The following is a 17,239-nucleotide window of genomic DNA, read 5'->3' on the forward strand; positions in this document are numbered from 1 at the left end:
ATCGATTAAATGCGAAGAATTATTTTCTTACTGTTTTTACTCACTTTATTCTCTTGTAAAAAGCAAGAAATTTCAGCCATTAAAGAAAATAAAGACACAGTAGAATATGAATCTACAAATTGGCAAGAAGGTTTTGGATTAACTCATTCTATTGATCTCGATTCTGTTTGGGGAAAACCTGTGAGATATTATATTACCAATAAAAATTTAGATTCAAAAGCGTTAAAGTTTTATTTAGGCAACTATAGACCTAAGGATGAACCTGAAACTGCGAGATTATTAAATTTGGTTACAACAGATAATGATTCTTTAAGACCATTTTACCGATGGATTTTACATAAAACGATACTTATTCAAGACGGAGCTCTGGGAGAATATACAGGAATTCCTGCAAGAAAATATGCGGAAAAATATCCAAAAGAGTTTTTTGAATATATAGATTTTGATAAATCTGGGAAAACATATTTAGATTGGTATAATTCTATTGCATACAGTGGTTTTTATGATTTTGAAAACTATAAAGAGACAAATGGAATTAAGGAAAATCTTGTAAAAACAATGAATTCAAATTGTGGAAACTGTGATGAAACTATCAAGAAAAGAATTTTAAAATTTGCAGATGATTGTTTCTCACACGAAAAACCGACGAATAAATAATCTTTATATTTACCTAAATTTGCACCTCAATTTTATTTAAAATCAATAAATCATTCATGAAAAAACTCCCGAAATTGGGTTGTGCCTGTGAAAAGCATGACTTAATTGAATCTGAATATAGAACTTCAATAGTAGGAACCGATTTTACAGATGGCAGAAACGCTGAAGTTAGTATTATTCAATGCAGACTTTGTCAAAGAATCTGGCTTAAATATTTTATCAAATCTGAAAATTCTCCAGAATTAAGCAGATGGTTTAAAGGAATTATCGCTAAAAAAGAGGTTGCTGAAATGAAGCCTGAAAATGCCGTAGAATATCTCGAAAACCTTCCTTGGTATATTGGCGGAGGAAACTTTTTTGGAAATAGAGAAGTTTTCGGTGAAGGAAAATTAAATGTTAGTTTTTAACATTTAAATATTCTGAATTCCTTTCAAAAAACTTGACAAAACTCACTTTGTGGCGTGGTAATTAATCATTAAATTTGTAAGAATTAATCAACTGAATAATAAATAAATTAAATATAAAATGAGTCAATTTGATGTTACCGTAATCGGTTCCGGTCCTGGAGGTTATGTGGCTGCAATTCGCGCTGCACAATTAGGCTTCAAAACAGCAATTATTGAAAAATATTCTACATTGGGAGGAACTTGTCTTAACGTTGGATGTATTCCTTCAAAAGCACTTTTAGACAGTTCTGAGCATTTCGAAAACGCAAAACACAATTTCGAAAACCATGGAATTATCATTAACGAGCCACAAGCTGACATCGCAAGAATGATTGCGAGAAAAAATGAAGTGGTAGAGCAGACTACAAAAGGAATTAACTTCCTGATGGACAAAAACAAAATTACTGTTTTTGAAGGGGTTGGAAGCTTTGAATCTGCTACTCAGATTAAAGTAACTAAAAACGACGGTTTTTCAGAAACCATTGAGTCTAAATATACAATTATCGCAACAGGTTCTAAACCGTCTTCTTTGCCTTTCATCACTTTGGATAAAGAAAGAGTGATTACTTCTACTGAAGCTTTGAATTTAAAAGAAATTCCTAAGCATTTGGTTGTAATTGGTGGTGGAGTTATCGGTCTTGAATTAGGGTCAGTTTACTTAAGATTAGGTTCTCAGGTTACTGTTGTTGAATTTATGGATAAAATCATCCCTACAATGGATGGAGCTTTAAGTAAAGAATTGACTAAAGTTCTTAAAAAGCAGGGAATGAAGTTTATGCTTTCTACAGCGGTTTCTGCCGTTGAAAGAAACGGAGATTCTGTAAAAATTACTGCTAAAGATAAAAAAGGAGAGGAGGTTACTGTTGAAGGAGATTACTGTTTGGTTTCTGTAGGAAGAAGACCTTTCACAGACGGACTTGCTCTTGAAAAAGCGGGTGTTGAATTAGATGAAAGGGGAAGAATTAAAACCAACGATCATCTACAGACTAATGTTGCAAATATTTATGCAATCGGTGATGTAATTAAAGGAGCAATGTTGGCTCATAAAGCTGAAGAAGAAGGAGTTTTTGTTGCTGAAACTTTGGCTGGACAAAAACCTCACATCAATTATAACTTAATTCCTGGAGTTGTTTACACTTGGCCTGAAGTTGCAGGAGTTGGTAAAACTGAAGAGCAATTGAAAGAAGAAGGTGTAGCTTACAAGATTGGAACTTTTCCAATGAGAGCTTTAGGAAGAAGCCGTGCAAGTGGTGATATCGATGGTTTGGTGAAAATTATCGCTGACGAAAAAACAGATGAGGTTCTAGGTTTCCATATGATTGGAGCGAGAGCTGCAGATTTGGTTGCTGAAGGTGTAATTGCAATGGAATTCCGTGCAAGTGCAGAAGATATTGCAAGAAGTTCTCACGCACATCCAACTTACGCAGAAGCTATTAAAGAAGCTGCTTTGGATGCTACAGGTAAGAGAGCACTTCACATGTAAGAGTCAAGTAAAAAGTACAAAAGCCAAGTTTTGGCAGATATATAAAAGAGAAGTTTTGGCTTCTCTTTTTTTTGTTTAAATTTCCCTTGGGTTCAATATTTTGAGCAAGGTTAAACGGATAAAATTTAAATTTTAGTTTAATTAAAATTGTCAGTTTTTGGCATGAAAATAGAGTTCGAATTCACTATAAAATCAAATCATTATGAAAAGAATATTTACAATTTGTGCTGTTTTATCTGGTCTACTATTTTTTGCACAGGAAGCCGGAAAAGCAGGTGAACTTTTGAAAAATGAAGCCTCAAAAAATGAAATGGGGGCTTCCAAAGATAAAACAGAGGCTTCAAAAAATAACAATTCCGGTAATTCAGGATTTAGAAATCCAAATAATCAGAATAATCAAAACAGAAGACCGACGAATCCAAATTATCAGTGGAATCAGAATTACGGGTATGCAGAAGTTTTTTTAAGAATTCCTGAGCAAGGATATTTTAATGTGGAATTAGGTGATCAGTCAATTTCAAATAATTCAGGAAAATACCGCTTTTTTGATCTTTCGTCGGGAAGAGTTCCTATTGCTATTTATGATAACGGTTATTTGATTTACAGAACAACTTTAAATATCCGAAACAACAGCAGATTGGTGCTCGATTTTTTCACAAATAAAGGTCTGTATTTGTTAGATTCTTATCCGATTCAAAATGATTATTATGGCTTTAATAACTGGAATGACGTTTGGAATAATCCTTATGCAAATTCAGGTAACAATGGAAACATAAACTATCCGAATGTAATGGATAACCAGACTTTCCAGCAATTTATGTCTGCAATGAAAAAAGATGCATGGTTTGATGATAAGAAAATTACATTTATTAATCAGCAAGGTCGTCACGCGATGTTTACTTCGGATCAGATTGCTGTTTTAGTGAAAGATTTAAGTTTTGATAAAAATAAAATTACTTTGGCTAAATCATTATTTTCAAAATGTGTTGACAAACAGAAATATTTTATCGTTGGAGATGCATTGGATTTTGATAGCAGCAGACGTAATTTAATGGATTTTATCTCTAATAATTAAACATTATGAAAAAGCTGATTCCATTTTCACTAATTGTTTTTTCCGGATTATTATTTGGACAAAATATTGAGTCTGTAAAAAAGACCGTTCTAAATATTAATCAGACAAAAGGTTTTAAAATTAAAACGGTTCCATATTCTTATTTCATGGATAAAAATCAAGTGACTGATAATGGAGTTGAATTAAAAGGATACTATAAAAATAATAAACTTTTGAAAATGGAATATTGGCTAGGTTTATCTGCATGGATAATTACCACCGAATATTTCTTTACAGAAAATGGTAAATTGGTTTTTGTGCATTCTAAAAAATATCAGACTGTTGATGAAAATGGATATTTAGAAAAACCTCAACTGCTGTCTGAACTAAGACGTTATTATGAAAAAGATAAACTGATAAAGTCTGTTGGTGTATTTAATAATGATGAAAATACAGATTATTTAAAGGAATCGCAGAACCTTATTAGTGATTTGAAAAACTATAGAAATTAATTTTAAATCAATTCAGCAAACTTAAACTCTAAAACTCTCCAACTTATTTTCCTTACCTTTGCACCCTAAATTTATCATTGATGCAAATCGGAAAAACCCAAACTTTAAAAATTTCAGAAAAAAATCATTCAGGATGGATGCTTAATGACGATTCTGGCGAAACAGCTTTTATGTCTAAAGTTTTCATTCGGGAAGAAAAAGAAATTGGGGATGAATTGGAAGTTTTTGTTTATCAGGATGATAACAAGCTAAAAGCTACAACCGAAACTCCTTTGGCTGAAGTTGGTGAATTTGCCGTAATGAATTGTGTGCAAAGTCTTCCGAGCGGTGCTTTTATGGATTGGGGAATTATTAAAGATCTTTTTATTCCGTATAAGCAGCAGAAAACAAAGATTATTGAAGGAAAAAGATATTTGGTGAATCTTTATATTGATGAAGATTTAAAATTAATTACCGGAACTACCAAGTTTAAGAGAAATCCTCAATATCAGGATTTACCTTTCCAAAAAGGGGATAAAGTTGAATTGCTGATGATGAACGAAAGTGAATTAGGCTGGAATGTTATTATTAATAAAAAATATATTGGACTGATCTACACCACCGATGTTTACAAAAAACTGTATCCGCTATCTGAAGAAGAAGGTTACATTAAAGAAATTCGTGAAGACGGAAAAATAGATGTTTCTCTTCAACCTGTAGGTTTTGAAAATATTGATGAATTCAGACAAAAAATCCTAAACAAATTAGAAGAAAATTTCGGTTTACTGCATCTTTCAGATAAATCTTCTCCGGAAGAAATTAAAGATGAACTGCAAATGAGCAAGAAAAACTTTAAAAAAGCTTTAGGAGGTTTATATAAAGATAAAGTGGTCGATATTTTAGATGATAAAATAAGGTTACTATAGAATTATTCCTCAAATATAAAATTGCAACTCCGAACATTTGTTCGGAGTTTTTTTATGATAATAATCACAAGAAATTACTTAATTATTTTGTTTAACAATTTTGTCAAAACAAATGATTGATATATATTTGCACAAAATTGTTTAACAAAAATGTCAAAACAAGAAAAAAAAGACCAAACCCAAGAGTTAATCAAGCAAACTGCAAAGAATCTTTTCTTCGTGCAAGGGAAGTTTGATGCTACAACACAGGAAATAGCCGATGAAGCGGGTGTCAACAGAACACTGATTAATTACTATTTCAGATCCAGAGATAATCTGATTCAAATTATTTTTGATGAAGCTCATCGAGTGGAAAAAGAAAAATCTGAACTGATTATGAATTCAGACCTTCCTTTTAAAGAAAAGATTGCCAATTTTATTGACGGAAGTTTACAGACAAGTCTTCAATATCCTTATTTGGAAACTTATATTGTCTCGCAAATTAATAAAGGAAGTTGTCATAAAAGGGATGTAGAAGAAGAGGAATTAAAGAAACTGTATGCGGATATTGAAATAGAAATGGAATTGGGAAACATCGAAAAGATGGCACCTGTACAATTTGTTCTCAATATGATCTCACTTTTGGTATTTCCGAGTGCGGTGCGTCCTCTTTTTCTAGAGAATATGATGATTGATGACAAAGAATTTGATTTACTGATTGCTGACAGAAAAGATATTATCTTAAATATGCTTTTTAAAAAATAATTAAAAACTGTTAAAGTATTTTAAGAAATCAATCGTCCTTTAGGAATAACATTATTAAACAAAAAAAATAAACGAAGTATAGAATTATGAACAGAAAACGTATAACTGCTAAAAAGCTCAAAATTGGTGTAGCTGCAGCATTTATGATGTTGGCCTCTTCATCAGCTTATGCGCAACAGCAGATTACTCTGCAGGAAGCTATTAAACAAGCGTTGCAAAATAAAGCTGAAGCTAAAAAAGCGGCTTTACAGATTAAAAAAGCGGAATACAAGATCAACGAAGCAAGAGCAGGTGCATTACCACAAGTGAGTGCTACTGCAGGTTTGACCTATAACCCGATCATTCAGGAGTCGTTGTTAGAGTTTGGAGGTCAGAGAATTCGTGCACAACTGGGACAACCTTGGAGTTCAAGTGCTGTAGTAACTGTCAATCAGGCAATTTTTGACCAAAGAGTTTTTACAGGTCTTAAAGCTGCAAAATCTACAAGAGAATTTTATGTTCTAAATGCTCAGCTTTCAAACGAGCAGATTATCGAGAATGTTGCAACCGCTTATTATCAAGTTTTTGTACAAGAAGAAAATCTTAAAACATTAAACGTAAGTTACACCAATACTGAAAAGGTAAGAAATGTAATTAAAAGTTTGGTAGATAATGGTTTAGCAAAAGGTATTGATTTAGATAGAACCAATGTTCAGTTGACGAATATCAGTGCAAGCAGACAGCAGTTAGTAAATGCGGTTGAGCTTTCAAAAAACTCTCTGAAATTTTATATGGGAGTTCCTATTCAAAATGAAATCGAGCTTGAAGAAAAATCTATCGAACCAAGACCTGAACTAATCGCTGGAACTGTAGATCTAGATACAAGAACTGAAGTGAAAGTTTTGCAGAAAAACAGAGAACTTTTACAATACAATAAAAAAGCAACCGAAGCATATCTTTATCCAACAGTTGGTTTACAGGCAAATTACGGTTGGGGTGGACAAGGTGCTAAATTTCCTTTGACAAACGGAATCAATAATGGTGTTCTTTGGAGTGATTATTCTGCGATTGGTTTAAATATAAACATTCCGATTTTCACGGGTGGAGCTACAAAATCAAAAATTCAACAGGCAGAAATTGATATTTTAGACATTGATCAGGATATTGAAAATACACAGTTGAGTTTAAGTTTAGAATATAAAAATGCCATTACCAATATGGAAAATACCATTATCAATATCGAAAGCATGAAAGGCAATGTAACATTAGCTGAAAAAGTTCAGAGAGATACTCAGGCTAATTATCAGTACGGTTTGGCAACATTAACGGAAGTTTTAGATTCTGAAAATGCTTTAACAGATGCAAAACAAAATTACACCACTGCTTTATTAGATTACAAACAGGCTGAAATTAAATTAATAAAAGCTAAAGGAGAGCTTAATACTTTACAAAACCCATAAGAACATGAAAAAAACTTTAATATATATCATCGTAGCAGCTGTACTTGTTGGTTTGGCAGCTTGGAAAATAACAGATAATAAAAAGAAGCAGGAAACAGAAGTAAAAGAGGTTGCAAAACAGGTTGACAAAATCAACGTGAATGTAATTACTGTTTCAAGAGAAAATATCAACACCGACTATTCAGCAAACGGAACTTTTATTCCAAAGCAGGAAATGCAGCAATCTTCTGAAATTTCAGGACGTATTGTGAGTGTTTTGGTAAAAGAAGGTTCTAAAGTTGGAGCTGGCCAAACTTTAGCAACAATCAAGAGAGATGCGATTGAAGTTGATGTTACTCAGGCTCAAAACAATTTGCAGAATGCAATTGCAGATAACCAACGTTATGAAAATGCTTTCAAAACAGGTGGTGTTACAAAACAGCAATTAGATAATTCAAGACTTCAGCTTAAAAATATGCAAGCTGCAGTAAGAGCTCAAGGTGTTAAAATTAGCGATACAAGTATCAGAGCGGGAATCAGCGGTACAATCAACAAAAAAATGGTTGAGCCGGGAATGGTTGTTGCTCCGGGAACAGCTTTATTCGAAATTGTAAATATCAATTCATTAAAACTTTCAGTTTTGGTTGATGAAAGCCAGATTGGAAGAATTCAGTTAGGTCAGGAAGTAGCAATTAATGTAAATGTTTTACCTGATGACTCTTTCAGCGGAAGAATTACATTTATCGCTCCTAAAAGTGATGCTTCTTTAAATTTCCCTGTAGAAATTGAAGTTCAAAACAGAGGAAACTTAAAGGCAGGTATGTATGCAACAGCTTTATTTAAAACAAATAATGGTGCTGAAACTCAAAATATGTTAACGGTTCCTGCAGAAGCTTTTGCTAATGGAGTAAGTTCAGGACAAATTTTTATAGTTCAGAATGGAACTGCTAAAATGATTACTGTAAAAACAGGAAAAGTATACGGAGATAAAGTACAAATCATCAGCGGATTAAACGGTGGTGAACAAGTAATTACCAGCGGACAGATTAACCTTGATAACGGTTCAAAAATCAATATCGTAAAGTAGTAGAAGATGAAGTTAGCAGAAATATCCATTAAAAGACCGTCCCTTGTCATCGTATTATTTACGATTCTGACGTTGGGAGGTTTATTAAGTTACTCCATGATGGGGTACGAATTGATTCCGAAGTTTGAAACCAATATGGTAACGATTTCTACGGTTTATCCTGGAGCTTCACCTTCTGAGGTGGAAACTTCGGTGACCCGAAAGATTGAAGACGCCGTTGGTTCTTTGGAAAACGTAAAAAAAGTTGAATCTTCTTCTTACGAAAGTTTATCAGTAATTATGGTTCAGTTGAATACTGGTGCTGATGTGAATTATGCGTTGAATGATGCTCAAAGAAAGGTAAACGCAATTTTAGCAGACCTTCCGGAAGATGCAGATCCGCCATCGCTTCAAAAATTCTCTTTGGATGATTTACCAATTATGACTTTGAGTATTTCAAGTGATAAACTAAACAGTAAAGAGCTTTATGATCTTTTAGATAAAAAAGTAGAACCGGTTTTCTCACGTGTAAACGGTGTTGCTCAGGTTGACCTTGTTGGTGGACAGGAGAGAGAAATTCAGGTGAACTTAGATGAAAAGAAAATGCAGGGTTATGGCGTTGCCATCTCAGATGTACAGCAGGCGATTCTTTCTTCAAACTTAGATTTCCCGACGGGAGCTTTGAAAACGAGAACTTCAAGATCTACTATTAGACTTTCAGGAAAATACAGAGATATTGCTGAAATGAATAGTCTTGTAGTATCAAACAAAAATGGGGCTCAGGTTCGTTTATCTGATATTGCAACAGTTTTTGATACCCAAAAAGATATTGAAAAAGTGGCGAGATTTAACCAAAATCCTACCATTTTACTTCAAGTGAAAAAACAGTCTGATGCCAATGCAGTATCAGTTTCTGAAGCAGTGCAGAAAACGATTGAGCAGGTTCAAACCAATTATAAAGTTCAAGGATTAAAGGTTGCAATTGTTGATGACAATACAGACTTTACTCTTGAAGCTGCAGACCACGTAATTTTTGATTTATTCTTAGCGATTATATTGGTAGCAGTGGTAATGTTATTATTCCTTCATAATATTAGAAATGCATTTATTGTAATGGTTTCTATTCCGGTATCGTTGATTGCAACGGTGATTGGAATGTATTTGATGGGATACACGCTAAACTTAATGAGTTTACTAGGACTTTCATTGGTTGTAGGTATTCTTGTGGATGATGCGATTGTGGTACTGGAGAACGTTTACCGTCACATGGAGATGGGTAAAAGCAGAATTCGTGCAGCGTATGATGGTGCTTCAGAAATTGGATTTACTGTTACAGCGATTACAATGGTAATTGTGGTGGTATTCTTACCAATTGCGATGAGTTCAGGTTTGGTTTCAGATATCTTAGCACAGTTTTGTGTCACGGTAGTTATTGCAACATTGTTCTCTTTATTGGCATCATTTACCATTATTCCTTGGTTATCTTCAAGATTTGGAAAATTGGTTCATTTAACGGGGAAAAATCCTTTCGAGAAATTTATCCTTTGGTTTGAAAAGCAATTAGATAAATTCACACATTGGATTACAGGAATTCTTGAATGGGTTTTAAAATCTGGTTTAAGAAGAATTATGACCGTTGTACTTACCTTTGTACTTCTAATTGTAGTGACAATGGGATTAATGGGAGGTGGATTTATTGGTGGAGAATTCTTCCCGAAAATGGATAGAGGTCAGTTCCTTGTTCAAATGGAATTACCGAAAGATGCTTCCGTTGAAAAAACCAATCAATTGACTTTACAGGTTGAAAAATACCTGAGAGACGATAAAGATGTTGTCGATATGATTACGACAGTTGGTCAGCAATCATCAGGTTTTGGTGGAGCTCAGGCAACTTTATACCAATCAGAAATTCAGGTAATTTTGGTTGATAAAGCTGAACGTAATGAAAGTACAGATATTAAATCTGCTAAAATTAAAAGAGCATTAGAAGAAAAATTCACTGGAGTTGAATTTAAAACAGCGCCAATCGGATTAATGGGAGCGGATGCTGCACCAATCGAAATGGTGGTTACCGCTCAGGATAATGCAACTGCAAACAAAGAAGCGAACAGAATTTTAGCTTTGCTTAAAAAAGTTCCGGGAGCTGTAGATGCAGAATTATCAACAGATTCAGGAAATCCTGAAGTACAGGTGAATATTGACAGAGATAAAATGTCTTCTTTAGGATTAAATCTTTCAAGTGTTGGTCAGACAATGCAGACTGCATTCTCAGGAAATACAGACGGAAAATTCAGAGCTGGAGAATATGAATATGACATTAATATCCGTTTTGGCGATGCAAACAGACAGTCGATTGATGATGTAAGAAACTTAATGTTCACAAATCCATCAGGCGAACAGATCAGATTGAGCCAGTTTGCTGATGTGAAAATGGGTTCAGGACCAAGTTTGCTGGAGCGTAGAGATAAAACAGCTTCCGTAAAAGTGAAATCTAAAGTTGTAGGTCGTGCTATGGGTGATGTTGCCAACGAATGGGCAGCGCAGTTTATGGACAACGAAAAAACAAAACCAGCCGGAGTAAATTACATTTGGAGCGGAGATATGGAGAACCAGACAGAAGGTATGGGTACGTTAGGAATCGCATTATTAGCGGCTATCGTATTGGTTTATCTTGTAATGGTTTCGCTGTATGATTCATTTGTATATCCATTTGTGGTATTGTTCTCTATTCCTTTGGCATTGATTGGAGTAATGGTGATCCTTGCTATTACAGGAAATACCATTAATATCTTTACGATGTTGGGTATGATTATGTTGATTGGTTTGGTGGCGAAAAATGCGATTATGATTGTCGATTTTGCCAACATGAGAAAAGCAGCCGGAGCAAGTACGCATGATGCTTTGATTCAGGCAAACCATGCACGTCTTCGCCCGATTTTGATGACAACGATTGCGATGATTTTCGGTATGATTCCGATTGCGATTGCAAAAGGAGCAGGAGCGGAGATGAACAATGGTCTAGCTTGGGTAATTATCGGTGGTTTAACTTCATCATTATTCCTAACCTTGATTATCGTACCAGTGGTTTATTCATTATTCGATTCATTATTGAGAAGAATGGGTAAAAATGAAACAGTTGATTATGACGCTGAAATGAAAGCTGAATATGTAGAAAAAGAACTAAGTGAAGACGGTTATACTCCGAAACACGTAGATTAATATAACAACCTTAATTAACCTTGAAACCGTATCAGTAATGATGCGGTTTTTTTATGTGCCATTGCGATGAGCGAAGCGAAGAAGCAATCTTAAAAAGTAAACGGCATGTTTGTAATCCAGTATGAATCCAAGAAGCAATTTGAAAAAAATAAAGTTGATTATTCGCAAGACCGCAAATTTTTTATCATTTATGCTGTTTTTAAGGAGCAAGAAAATCAAAGGTTTTCAAAAAATTTGGTACCATAAATTTTATCGCAGATAAAATCTTTGCGCCTTTGCGCTTAACCAAAGACAAATAAAGCTTGAAAACTTAATTATTAAATATCTACCATCAGATACATTACACAGTTCCAACGGGACGAAATTCTAAAGGATAGGAGGCAATCCTATTAAATCAAAAACAAACAATTCATAAAAAACAAAAAAGTCAGATTTTCACTGAAAATTTCAGGAAAAACCTAACTTTAAAAACAAACTATATAAAAATTCTTATCAGCTCAATTATCTCAAACTGATTATTTTATTAAAAACTTTTCCGTTTTCTTCTACAGTGATGATATATTGATCAGCTGTTTTTTTACTAAAATCAAAAGTAAGCTCAATCTCTCCATTTGTTGCAGATTTTGTTGCGTTGTAGTAAATAGTATCCTCAAAATCTGTTACCGAAATCTTCGCAGTGGTTTTTACTCCAGATAAAAGTAATTTAACCTTATTTCCGTCAACTACAAATTCAGGCTTAAATATTTCTGAAACAGGTTCTTTTTCAATCTCAATTTTTTTATCTGAATATACTTTGATTTTATATTTTTCAATTTTCTGCTGAGATTCAAGTACCAAATAATAAACTCCTGAATCCAAATCTTTAAAATTATAAGATTTGCTCACAGAATTATAGTCTTCAAAAGTATCGGAAAACAATTCTCCGTAAAAGTCATTGTAAATTACTACCGATACATTTTTTGCATTCGATACCTCAAAATTTACCGTTTCTGCTTCCGTTTTTCCAAATGAAAGAGAAAAGTCCTTTTCTTTACTCATTGCCGTAGCTGAAATGGATAAGAAACCTATCAATAAAACTGATTTAAATACTTTTTTCATAACATTTATTTTTCATTTGTTAATACTGCAAATTTAGATGAAGTATAAACTTGGTTCTACTCTACAATTTTCTTATTTATGTGCTATTTTAACCTTTAGATTAATTATTTAAATAGTATTTGTTAATTTTGTGTATAAATTAATGGTAGTGATATGAAACATTCTCATCCCGCCTTTGAAGCCATAAAACCTAATATAGGAAGCAGTTTCACAAGTTTAAAATTTTTAAAAAATGAAAATATCAAGTCTCATGTTTGGCATTATCATCCTGAAATTGAGTTGATTTTCGTTTGTGGTGGTTCCGGTAAAAGACAAATCGGGAGTAATATTTCTTATTTTTCAGATGGAGACTTGGTTTTAATGGGAACCAATCTGCCGCATTGCGGAATGACCAATGAAAATACCAATAATGATTATGAAATGGTTATCCAATTTAAACCCGATTTTTTAGGCGAAGAAATCTGGGCTTTACCAGAGATGCAGAAAATTACCGCTTTACTCGAAAAAGCAAAAGCCGGAATTGTATTTTCAGAAATGATAAAAAAAGAAATTGGTTTAAAAATTCTTGAAATGCATGAATCTTCTGCATTAGATAAATTAATGAAATTCCTCAAAATTTTGGAAGAACTTGCTTCAACAAATGAATACCGAATTTTAAACGCAGGGAAATATTATTTACAAACGCAAGTTGAGGATAACGAGCGAATTAATCATATTTTTAATTATGTAAAAGACCATTTTAAAGAACAGATTACTTTGGAGCAGATTTCTGATTTGGCGAGTATGAAAGTTCCATCATTCTGTCGTTATTTTAAGAAAATTACCAATAAAACATTTACACAATTCGTCAACGAATATAGAATAACGCATTCCTTAAAATTGCTTGCGGAACAACCTTTAAGCATTACGGATGTCTGTTTTGAATCAGGTTTTAATAACTTCAGCTATTTCAATAAAACTTTTAAAGAATTTACTGGGAAAAGCCCATCTCAATATAGAAAAGAATTTAATTATTTGATTGAATAAAGCACGAATTTTTAAAGCATTAAAAAAGTTTTAATTTTCAAGTTCAATTTTACAAAGTTGTCATTTTGAGCATTGACTGAAGGTCAACAAACGTAGTTCTGAAGTGAAGTCGAAAAATCTCAAATATATCAATTCAAAAGATTCTTCATTTCATAATGCTTTGCAAAATTCCATTCAGAATGACAAAAGAACTTTTAAATTCATTTCTGTCTTAACAAAATTTAAAATAAAACTAACTATTTATAACAGAATCCAAGTCAACGTTTAAGATTTTAACCTCTATATTTGTACAAGGTTTAACAAAAAGAAGAAGAAAAAAGAATTTTATGAAGGATATTAAACTGATTGTAACCGATATGGACGGAACTTTCCTGAACTCGAAATACGAAGTAAGTCCGGATTTTCCAAAGGTGTATGAAGAACTGAAAAAAAGGAATATTCTCTTTGTCCCTGCAAGTGGAAGACAGATGTCGGGAATTACAAAATATTTTGGAGAAATTGAAAATGAAATAGGTTTTATTGCTGAAAACGGAGGATATGTAGTCTATAAAAATGAGGAAGTTTTTGCAGATAAATTAAGCCAGAAATCAATTGCGGATATTATTCATGCGGTACGGGAAATTCCTGATGCAAGAGCGGTTTTAAGTGCAAAAGGAAGTTCATATTACGAAAGTGAAGATCAAAATTTTGTAGATTATTTTTCTAAATATTATATTGAAAATCAGAAAAGGGAAGACCTTACGCAGGAAGTCGATGATTCGGTTTTTAAAATTGCGATTTATCATCCGATGAGCTCTGAAGAGTTTTTGTATCCTGCTTTGAAAAAGTTTGAAAATGAAAATTTGGTTGTTGTTGTGTCCGGAAAAAACTGGCTGGATGTTATGAATAAACACACCAACAAAGGAAACGCAATCGAAAAATTACAAAAATCTTTAAATATACTTCCCGAACAAACGATGGCTTTCGGCGATTATCTGAACGATATTGAAATGCTTAAAAATGCACATTATTCTTATGCCATGAAAAATGCACATCCCTCGGTAAAAGAAGCTGCGAAGTTTGAAGCCTGTTCCAATGACAGCTTTGGTGTTTTGGAAACGATAAAAACGTATCTTAACGGTAACGGAAATTAATTTTTAATCATAAACATAGAAACCGTATTAGAAATGATGCGGTTTTCTTCTGTCATTGCGAACAGACTGAAGATCTGCGAACGTAGTTCTGAAGCAACGAAGGAATCTTAAAAACTAATTAATATTTTTATAAAAGCACTTGAATATATTGTTGGTTTATCGCAAAGTCGCAAAGCTTTTTATCTTTCATGCTGTTTTTAAGGCGCAAGAAATCAAATATTTTCAACAATCTCGGTATCATGAATTTTATCGTAGATAAAATCTTAGCGCCTTATAAATAATTGCCATTTAAAATATCTTAGCGCCTTTGAGTTTGACCAAAAGCAACAAAAAAGCTTCCAGAATAATCTGAAAGCTCAATATATCTTATAATCTGAAAAAATTAATCAGCCATCACTTCACCAGACTTTCTATAGATAAAATTACCATAGATATGTCTTCTTGCGAAGCGACTCGGAGAATCAGCATTCACCATTTTGATATATGTATTTCTCGGAACTCCGATGTATTCAAACATTTTACCGTTCAAATGCTGAACTTTCAAAATTGATTTCTCCAGATAAAAATCAGTAATAATTGATGTAGTAATCGTTTCTGTGTATTCTTCTTTGTATTTTTCCTGCGTTTCAGGGTTGATACTTACCAAAAAGTGATAGGCTTCAATCACAGATTTGCTTTTTTCCTCAGCTTCAAGTTTCCCTTTTTCATTATTCACAAATTTATCAGGATGTGTATCTTTCATCACATTTCTGTAAATTGTTTTTAAATCTTTCAAAGTAGCGGTATTGTCTACCTCAAGAAGTTTTCTGTAATCACCTATTTTTTTCATAATGAATAATCCTTATTTCGGGGTGCAAAATTAGGGTTTTTAATTTGAAAAATCGTAAGTTTTTGATTATTAATTTATTTGAGTGGAAAAAGATATAATTAAATTAAGTTTCGAAGAGGATTAGTAATAGTAAGTTAATCTTTGAATAATTTTTCGTTGACAATTTTAATAATTTTTCCGGTACCAATTAATTGTAAACTTTCATATAATTTAAAAACCATTCCTACCTTTAATTTTTCATTAAAATACTCTTGAGATAGGATGTCGATTTCTGCATTCACCATATCTCCGGGAAAAGCAAAATCTGTCCCAATATAAATTTGACGAGCAGAAGTTTGGTAATCATCAAAGTTGAAAACCAATTGACATCGGTAATCACTTTTTACATAATGATTTCTTCCCCCCTCATTTTCTTTTTTAAAATGAATTTGAGCTATAAAATCACATTTTGAATTTTCAGTTTCTAATTTATTCTCATGAAAATATTTGTATGCATAACCTTCCAAATCTCCACCATCAGAAATTAAATTATCTTCTTCATCATAAATTTTAAAAGGTTCTTGTAAATCTCCAATACTTGCCGAACCATCCAAACCAAGCAAAATTGTATAAAAAGTATCATCTAAAAGATAAGAAATGATCTTTTTAAATTTTTCATTTTTAATCTCATTGAGATTTAATTCTTCAATTTTAGTTGAAACAAGACTTATATATTCTGATTGAGTATCAAAACTGGAATTGAGAATATTTTGTTTTTCTATGTAGAAATTTTTTACAAATTCTTCGATGGTCATATCATTTACTTATAACATTTTAAATACTGCATGAGATTATAAATGCCTTTCTATAATCGGTTACATCATAAAATGATTTAACTTTCTCTAATTTATCAAAATCATCCAAAGCAAAGGATAGTTCGTTTTTAATATTTTCAAAACTATACTTTTTAAATAAGGTTTCATATGCTTCAAAATCACCTTTAAACCTTTTTTCTTCTTGACTAATTATACCTAAACAAGTTAAATTATCTAAATAGATTGAAACATTATTGGGAAATAATAACTAGTAGCCTTATTTAATGTAGTTACATATCCTTCTGTACCTCTTCTATAAAGCCTATAGCTTATATTAGTAATATATGATTTATTTTTTAAATATTTAATAATTTTGGCCTCATCTGAGGAAATTCTTTCTAGAATATTTATAAAACTTGGGTGTGCTTGAGATACTGTTTTTATAGAACTAGCTTTTGTTAATAAATTAGAAAACATTTCAGCTATATCATCATTTGTGGTATATACTAAACGGTCAATTATAGGAACTCCCAATTGTGGATTGACTTCTATAATATCTTCTTCAGAAATACTATATAACTTATTTTTATAATCATTTAATCTTTTATCAAAATTAATTTTCCATTTTTCACTTTGAAATTTTAAAGGAAGAAATATTGATGTTGAAAATTCTATGACCGTTCCTAATGCTACTCCAACTTTTTTCACTGAAGGCTGTGCTAAGTCACCATAAATTGCCATTAACAATTGTTGTGAATCTTTTAAAATTCCTAAAGTATTTTTTTCATCCATAATTTTATTTTAACTAAATATATTGATATTATAATTATTTACCAAAAAAAAAGGAGCCTCAAA

General features: G+C 32.4%; 17 protein-coding genes. 12 read left to right on the forward strand and 5 right to left on the reverse strand.

What is annotated here, in order from left to right:
• The first annotated feature begins 9 nt into the window (after window positions 1-9).
• The 10 genes from OF897_RS05250 to OF897_RS05295 all read left to right on the forward strand — a co-directional run bounded on the left by OF897_RS05250 (window position 10) and on the right by OF897_RS05295 (window position 11,504).
• Window positions 10-657 carry a hypothetical protein gene (locus OF897_RS05250; RefSeq protein WP_267264639.1) on the forward strand — a complete coding sequence of 216 codons (648 nt, stop codon included), beginning with the start codon at window positions 10-12 and terminating at the stop codon, window positions 655-657.
• 56 nt (window positions 658-713) lie between these two features.
• Window positions 714-1,064 carry a hypothetical protein gene (locus OF897_RS05255; RefSeq protein ID WP_267264640.1) on the forward strand — a complete coding sequence of 117 codons (351 nt, stop codon included), beginning with the start codon at window positions 714-716 and terminating at the stop codon, window positions 1,062-1,064.
• A 118-nt stretch (window positions 1,065-1,182) separates the two neighbouring features.
• On the forward strand, window positions 1,183-2,586 hold the full coding sequence (lpdA, locus tag OF897_RS05260; RefSeq protein WP_267264641.1) for a dihydrolipoyl dehydrogenase: 1,404 nt from the start codon (window positions 1,183-1,185) through the stop codon (window positions 2,584-2,586).
• A gap of 202 nt (window positions 2,587-2,788) precedes the next feature.
• Window positions 2,789-3,661: a DUF4476 domain-containing protein gene (locus OF897_RS05265; RefSeq protein ID WP_267264642.1), complete on the forward strand. Its 873-nt coding sequence runs from the start codon at window positions 2,789-2,791 to the stop codon at window positions 3,659-3,661.
• Window positions 3,662-3,666: 5 nt separating this feature from the next.
• The gene (locus tag OF897_RS05270) at window positions 3,667-4,152 is read left to right on the forward strand and encodes a hypothetical protein (protein ID WP_267264643.1); all 486 of its coding nucleotides are present in this window, start codon (window positions 3,667-3,669) and stop codon (window positions 4,150-4,152) included.
• 80 nt (window positions 4,153-4,232) lie between these two features.
• Complete coding sequence (locus tag OF897_RS05275) at window positions 4,233-5,057, forward strand: CvfB family protein (protein WP_267264644.1); 825 nt, start codon at window positions 4,233-4,235, stop codon at window positions 5,055-5,057.
• Between the two features lie 150 nt (window positions 5,058-5,207).
• Entirely contained in the window at window positions 5,208-5,801 is a 594-nt protein-coding gene (locus OF897_RS05280) for a TetR/AcrR family transcriptional regulator (RefSeq protein WP_267264645.1), read from the forward strand.
• Between the two features lie 86 nt (window positions 5,802-5,887).
• Window positions 5,888-7,240, forward strand: a complete 1,353-nt coding sequence (locus tag OF897_RS05285; RefSeq protein ID WP_267264646.1) for a TolC family protein — start codon at window positions 5,888-5,890, stop codon at window positions 7,238-7,240.
• 4 nt (window positions 7,241-7,244) lie between these two features.
• Complete coding sequence (locus OF897_RS05290) at window positions 7,245-8,306, forward strand: efflux RND transporter periplasmic adaptor subunit (RefSeq protein WP_267264647.1); 1,062 nt, start codon at window positions 7,245-7,247, stop codon at window positions 8,304-8,306.
• A gap of 6 nt (window positions 8,307-8,312) precedes the next feature.
• Window positions 8,313-11,504: an efflux RND transporter permease subunit gene (locus OF897_RS05295; RefSeq protein WP_267264648.1), complete on the forward strand. Its 3,192-nt coding sequence runs from the start codon at window positions 8,313-8,315 to the stop codon at window positions 11,502-11,504.
• A 501-nt stretch (window positions 11,505-12,005) separates the two neighbouring features.
• On the opposite strand, the gene OF897_RS05300 is transcribed toward OF897_RS05295, so the two are convergent.
• Window positions 12,006-12,602, reverse strand: coding sequence for a hypothetical protein (locus OF897_RS05300; protein WP_267264649.1), 597 nt, complete (start codon window positions 12,600-12,602; stop codon window positions 12,006-12,008).
• Between the two features lie 153 nt (window positions 12,603-12,755).
• Between OF897_RS05300 and OF897_RS05305 the strand changes: the two genes are divergently transcribed.
• Together OF897_RS05305 and OF897_RS05310 are read left to right on the forward strand one after the other, a co-directional pair.
• A complete protein-coding gene (locus OF897_RS05305; protein WP_267264650.1) occupies window positions 12,756-13,628 on the forward strand; it encodes an AraC family transcriptional regulator in 873 nt (290 codons plus the stop codon).
• 326 nt (window positions 13,629-13,954) lie between these two features.
• A complete protein-coding gene (locus tag OF897_RS05310) occupies window positions 13,955-14,761 on the forward strand; it encodes a Cof-type HAD-IIB family hydrolase (RefSeq protein ID WP_267264651.1) in 807 nt (268 codons plus the stop codon).
• 382 nt (window positions 14,762-15,143) lie between these two features.
• Here OF897_RS05310 and OF897_RS05315 read toward each other — a convergent pair whose 3' ends face one another.
• The 4 genes from OF897_RS05315 to OF897_RS05325 form a co-directional block, all read right to left on the reverse strand.
• Window positions 15,144-15,590: a KTSC domain-containing protein gene (locus tag OF897_RS05315; protein WP_267264652.1), complete on the reverse strand. Its 447-nt coding sequence runs from the start codon at window positions 15,588-15,590 to the stop codon at window positions 15,144-15,146.
• Window positions 15,591-15,724: 134 nt separating this feature from the next.
• Complete coding sequence (locus tag OF897_RS21585) at window positions 15,725-16,384, reverse strand: hypothetical protein (RefSeq protein ID WP_323809018.1); 660 nt, start codon at window positions 16,382-16,384, stop codon at window positions 15,725-15,727.
• 19 nt (window positions 16,385-16,403) lie between these two features.
• Window positions 16,404-16,628: an Abi-alpha family protein gene (locus OF897_RS21665; protein ID WP_407648280.1), complete on the reverse strand. Its 225-nt coding sequence runs from the start codon at window positions 16,626-16,628 to the stop codon at window positions 16,404-16,406.
• Window positions 16,619-17,176, reverse strand: a complete 558-nt coding sequence (locus OF897_RS05325; RefSeq protein WP_267264653.1) for an Abi-alpha family protein — start codon at window positions 17,174-17,176, stop codon at window positions 16,619-16,621. The genes OF897_RS21665 and OF897_RS05325 overlap by 10 nt, the downstream gene beginning before the upstream one ends.
• Window positions 17,177-17,239: the final 63 nt, after the last annotated feature.

It is taken from the genome of Chryseobacterium formosum (genome assembly GCF_026460885.1).
GTDB lineage: Bacteria > Bacteroidota > Bacteroidia > Flavobacteriales > Weeksellaceae > Chryseobacterium > Chryseobacterium formosus.

Coding starts and splice junctions, on each gene's coding strand:
- OF897_RS05250 (WP_267264639.1), top strand. CDS start 10: ATGCGAAGAATTATTTTCTTACTGTTTTTACTCACTTTATTCTCTTGT.
- OF897_RS05255 (WP_267264640.1), top strand. CDS start 714: ATGAAAAAACTCCCGAAATTGGGTTGTGCCTGTGAAAAGCATGACTTA.
- lpdA (WP_267264641.1), top strand. CDS start 1,183: ATGAGTCAATTTGATGTTACCGTAATCGGTTCCGGTCCTGGAGGTTAT.
- OF897_RS05265 (WP_267264642.1), top strand. CDS start 2,789: ATGAAAAGAATATTTACAATTTGTGCTGTTTTATCTGGTCTACTATTT.
- OF897_RS05270 (WP_267264643.1), top strand. CDS start 3,667: ATGAAAAAGCTGATTCCATTTTCACTAATTGTTTTTTCCGGATTATTA.
- OF897_RS05275 (WP_267264644.1), top strand. CDS start 4,233: ATGCAAATCGGAAAAACCCAAACTTTAAAAATTTCAGAAAAAAATCAT.
- OF897_RS05280 (WP_267264645.1), top strand. CDS start 5,208: ATGTCAAAACAAGAAAAAAAAGACCAAACCCAAGAGTTAATCAAGCAA.
- OF897_RS05285 (WP_267264646.1), top strand. CDS start 5,888: ATGAACAGAAAACGTATAACTGCTAAAAAGCTCAAAATTGGTGTAGCT.
- OF897_RS05290 (WP_267264647.1), top strand. CDS start 7,245: ATGAAAAAAACTTTAATATATATCATCGTAGCAGCTGTACTTGTTGGT.
- OF897_RS05295 (WP_267264648.1), top strand. CDS start 8,313: ATGAAGTTAGCAGAAATATCCATTAAAAGACCGTCCCTTGTCATCGTA.
- OF897_RS05300 (WP_267264649.1), bottom strand. CDS start 12,602: ATGAAAAAAGTATTTAAATCAGTTTTATTGATAGGTTTCTTATCCATT.
- OF897_RS05305 (WP_267264650.1), top strand. CDS start 12,756: ATGAAACATTCTCATCCCGCCTTTGAAGCCATAAAACCTAATATAGGA.
- OF897_RS05310 (WP_267264651.1), top strand. CDS start 13,955: ATGAAGGATATTAAACTGATTGTAACCGATATGGACGGAACTTTCCTG.
- OF897_RS05315 (WP_267264652.1), bottom strand. CDS start 15,590: ATGAAAAAAATAGGTGATTACAGAAAACTTCTTGAGGTAGACAATACC.
- OF897_RS21585 (WP_323809018.1), bottom strand. CDS start 16,384: ATGACCATCGAAGAATTTGTAAAAAATTTCTACATAGAAAAACAAAAT.
- OF897_RS05325 (WP_267264653.1), bottom strand. CDS start 17,176: ATGGATGAAAAAAATACTTTAGGAATTTTAAAAGATTCACAACAATTG.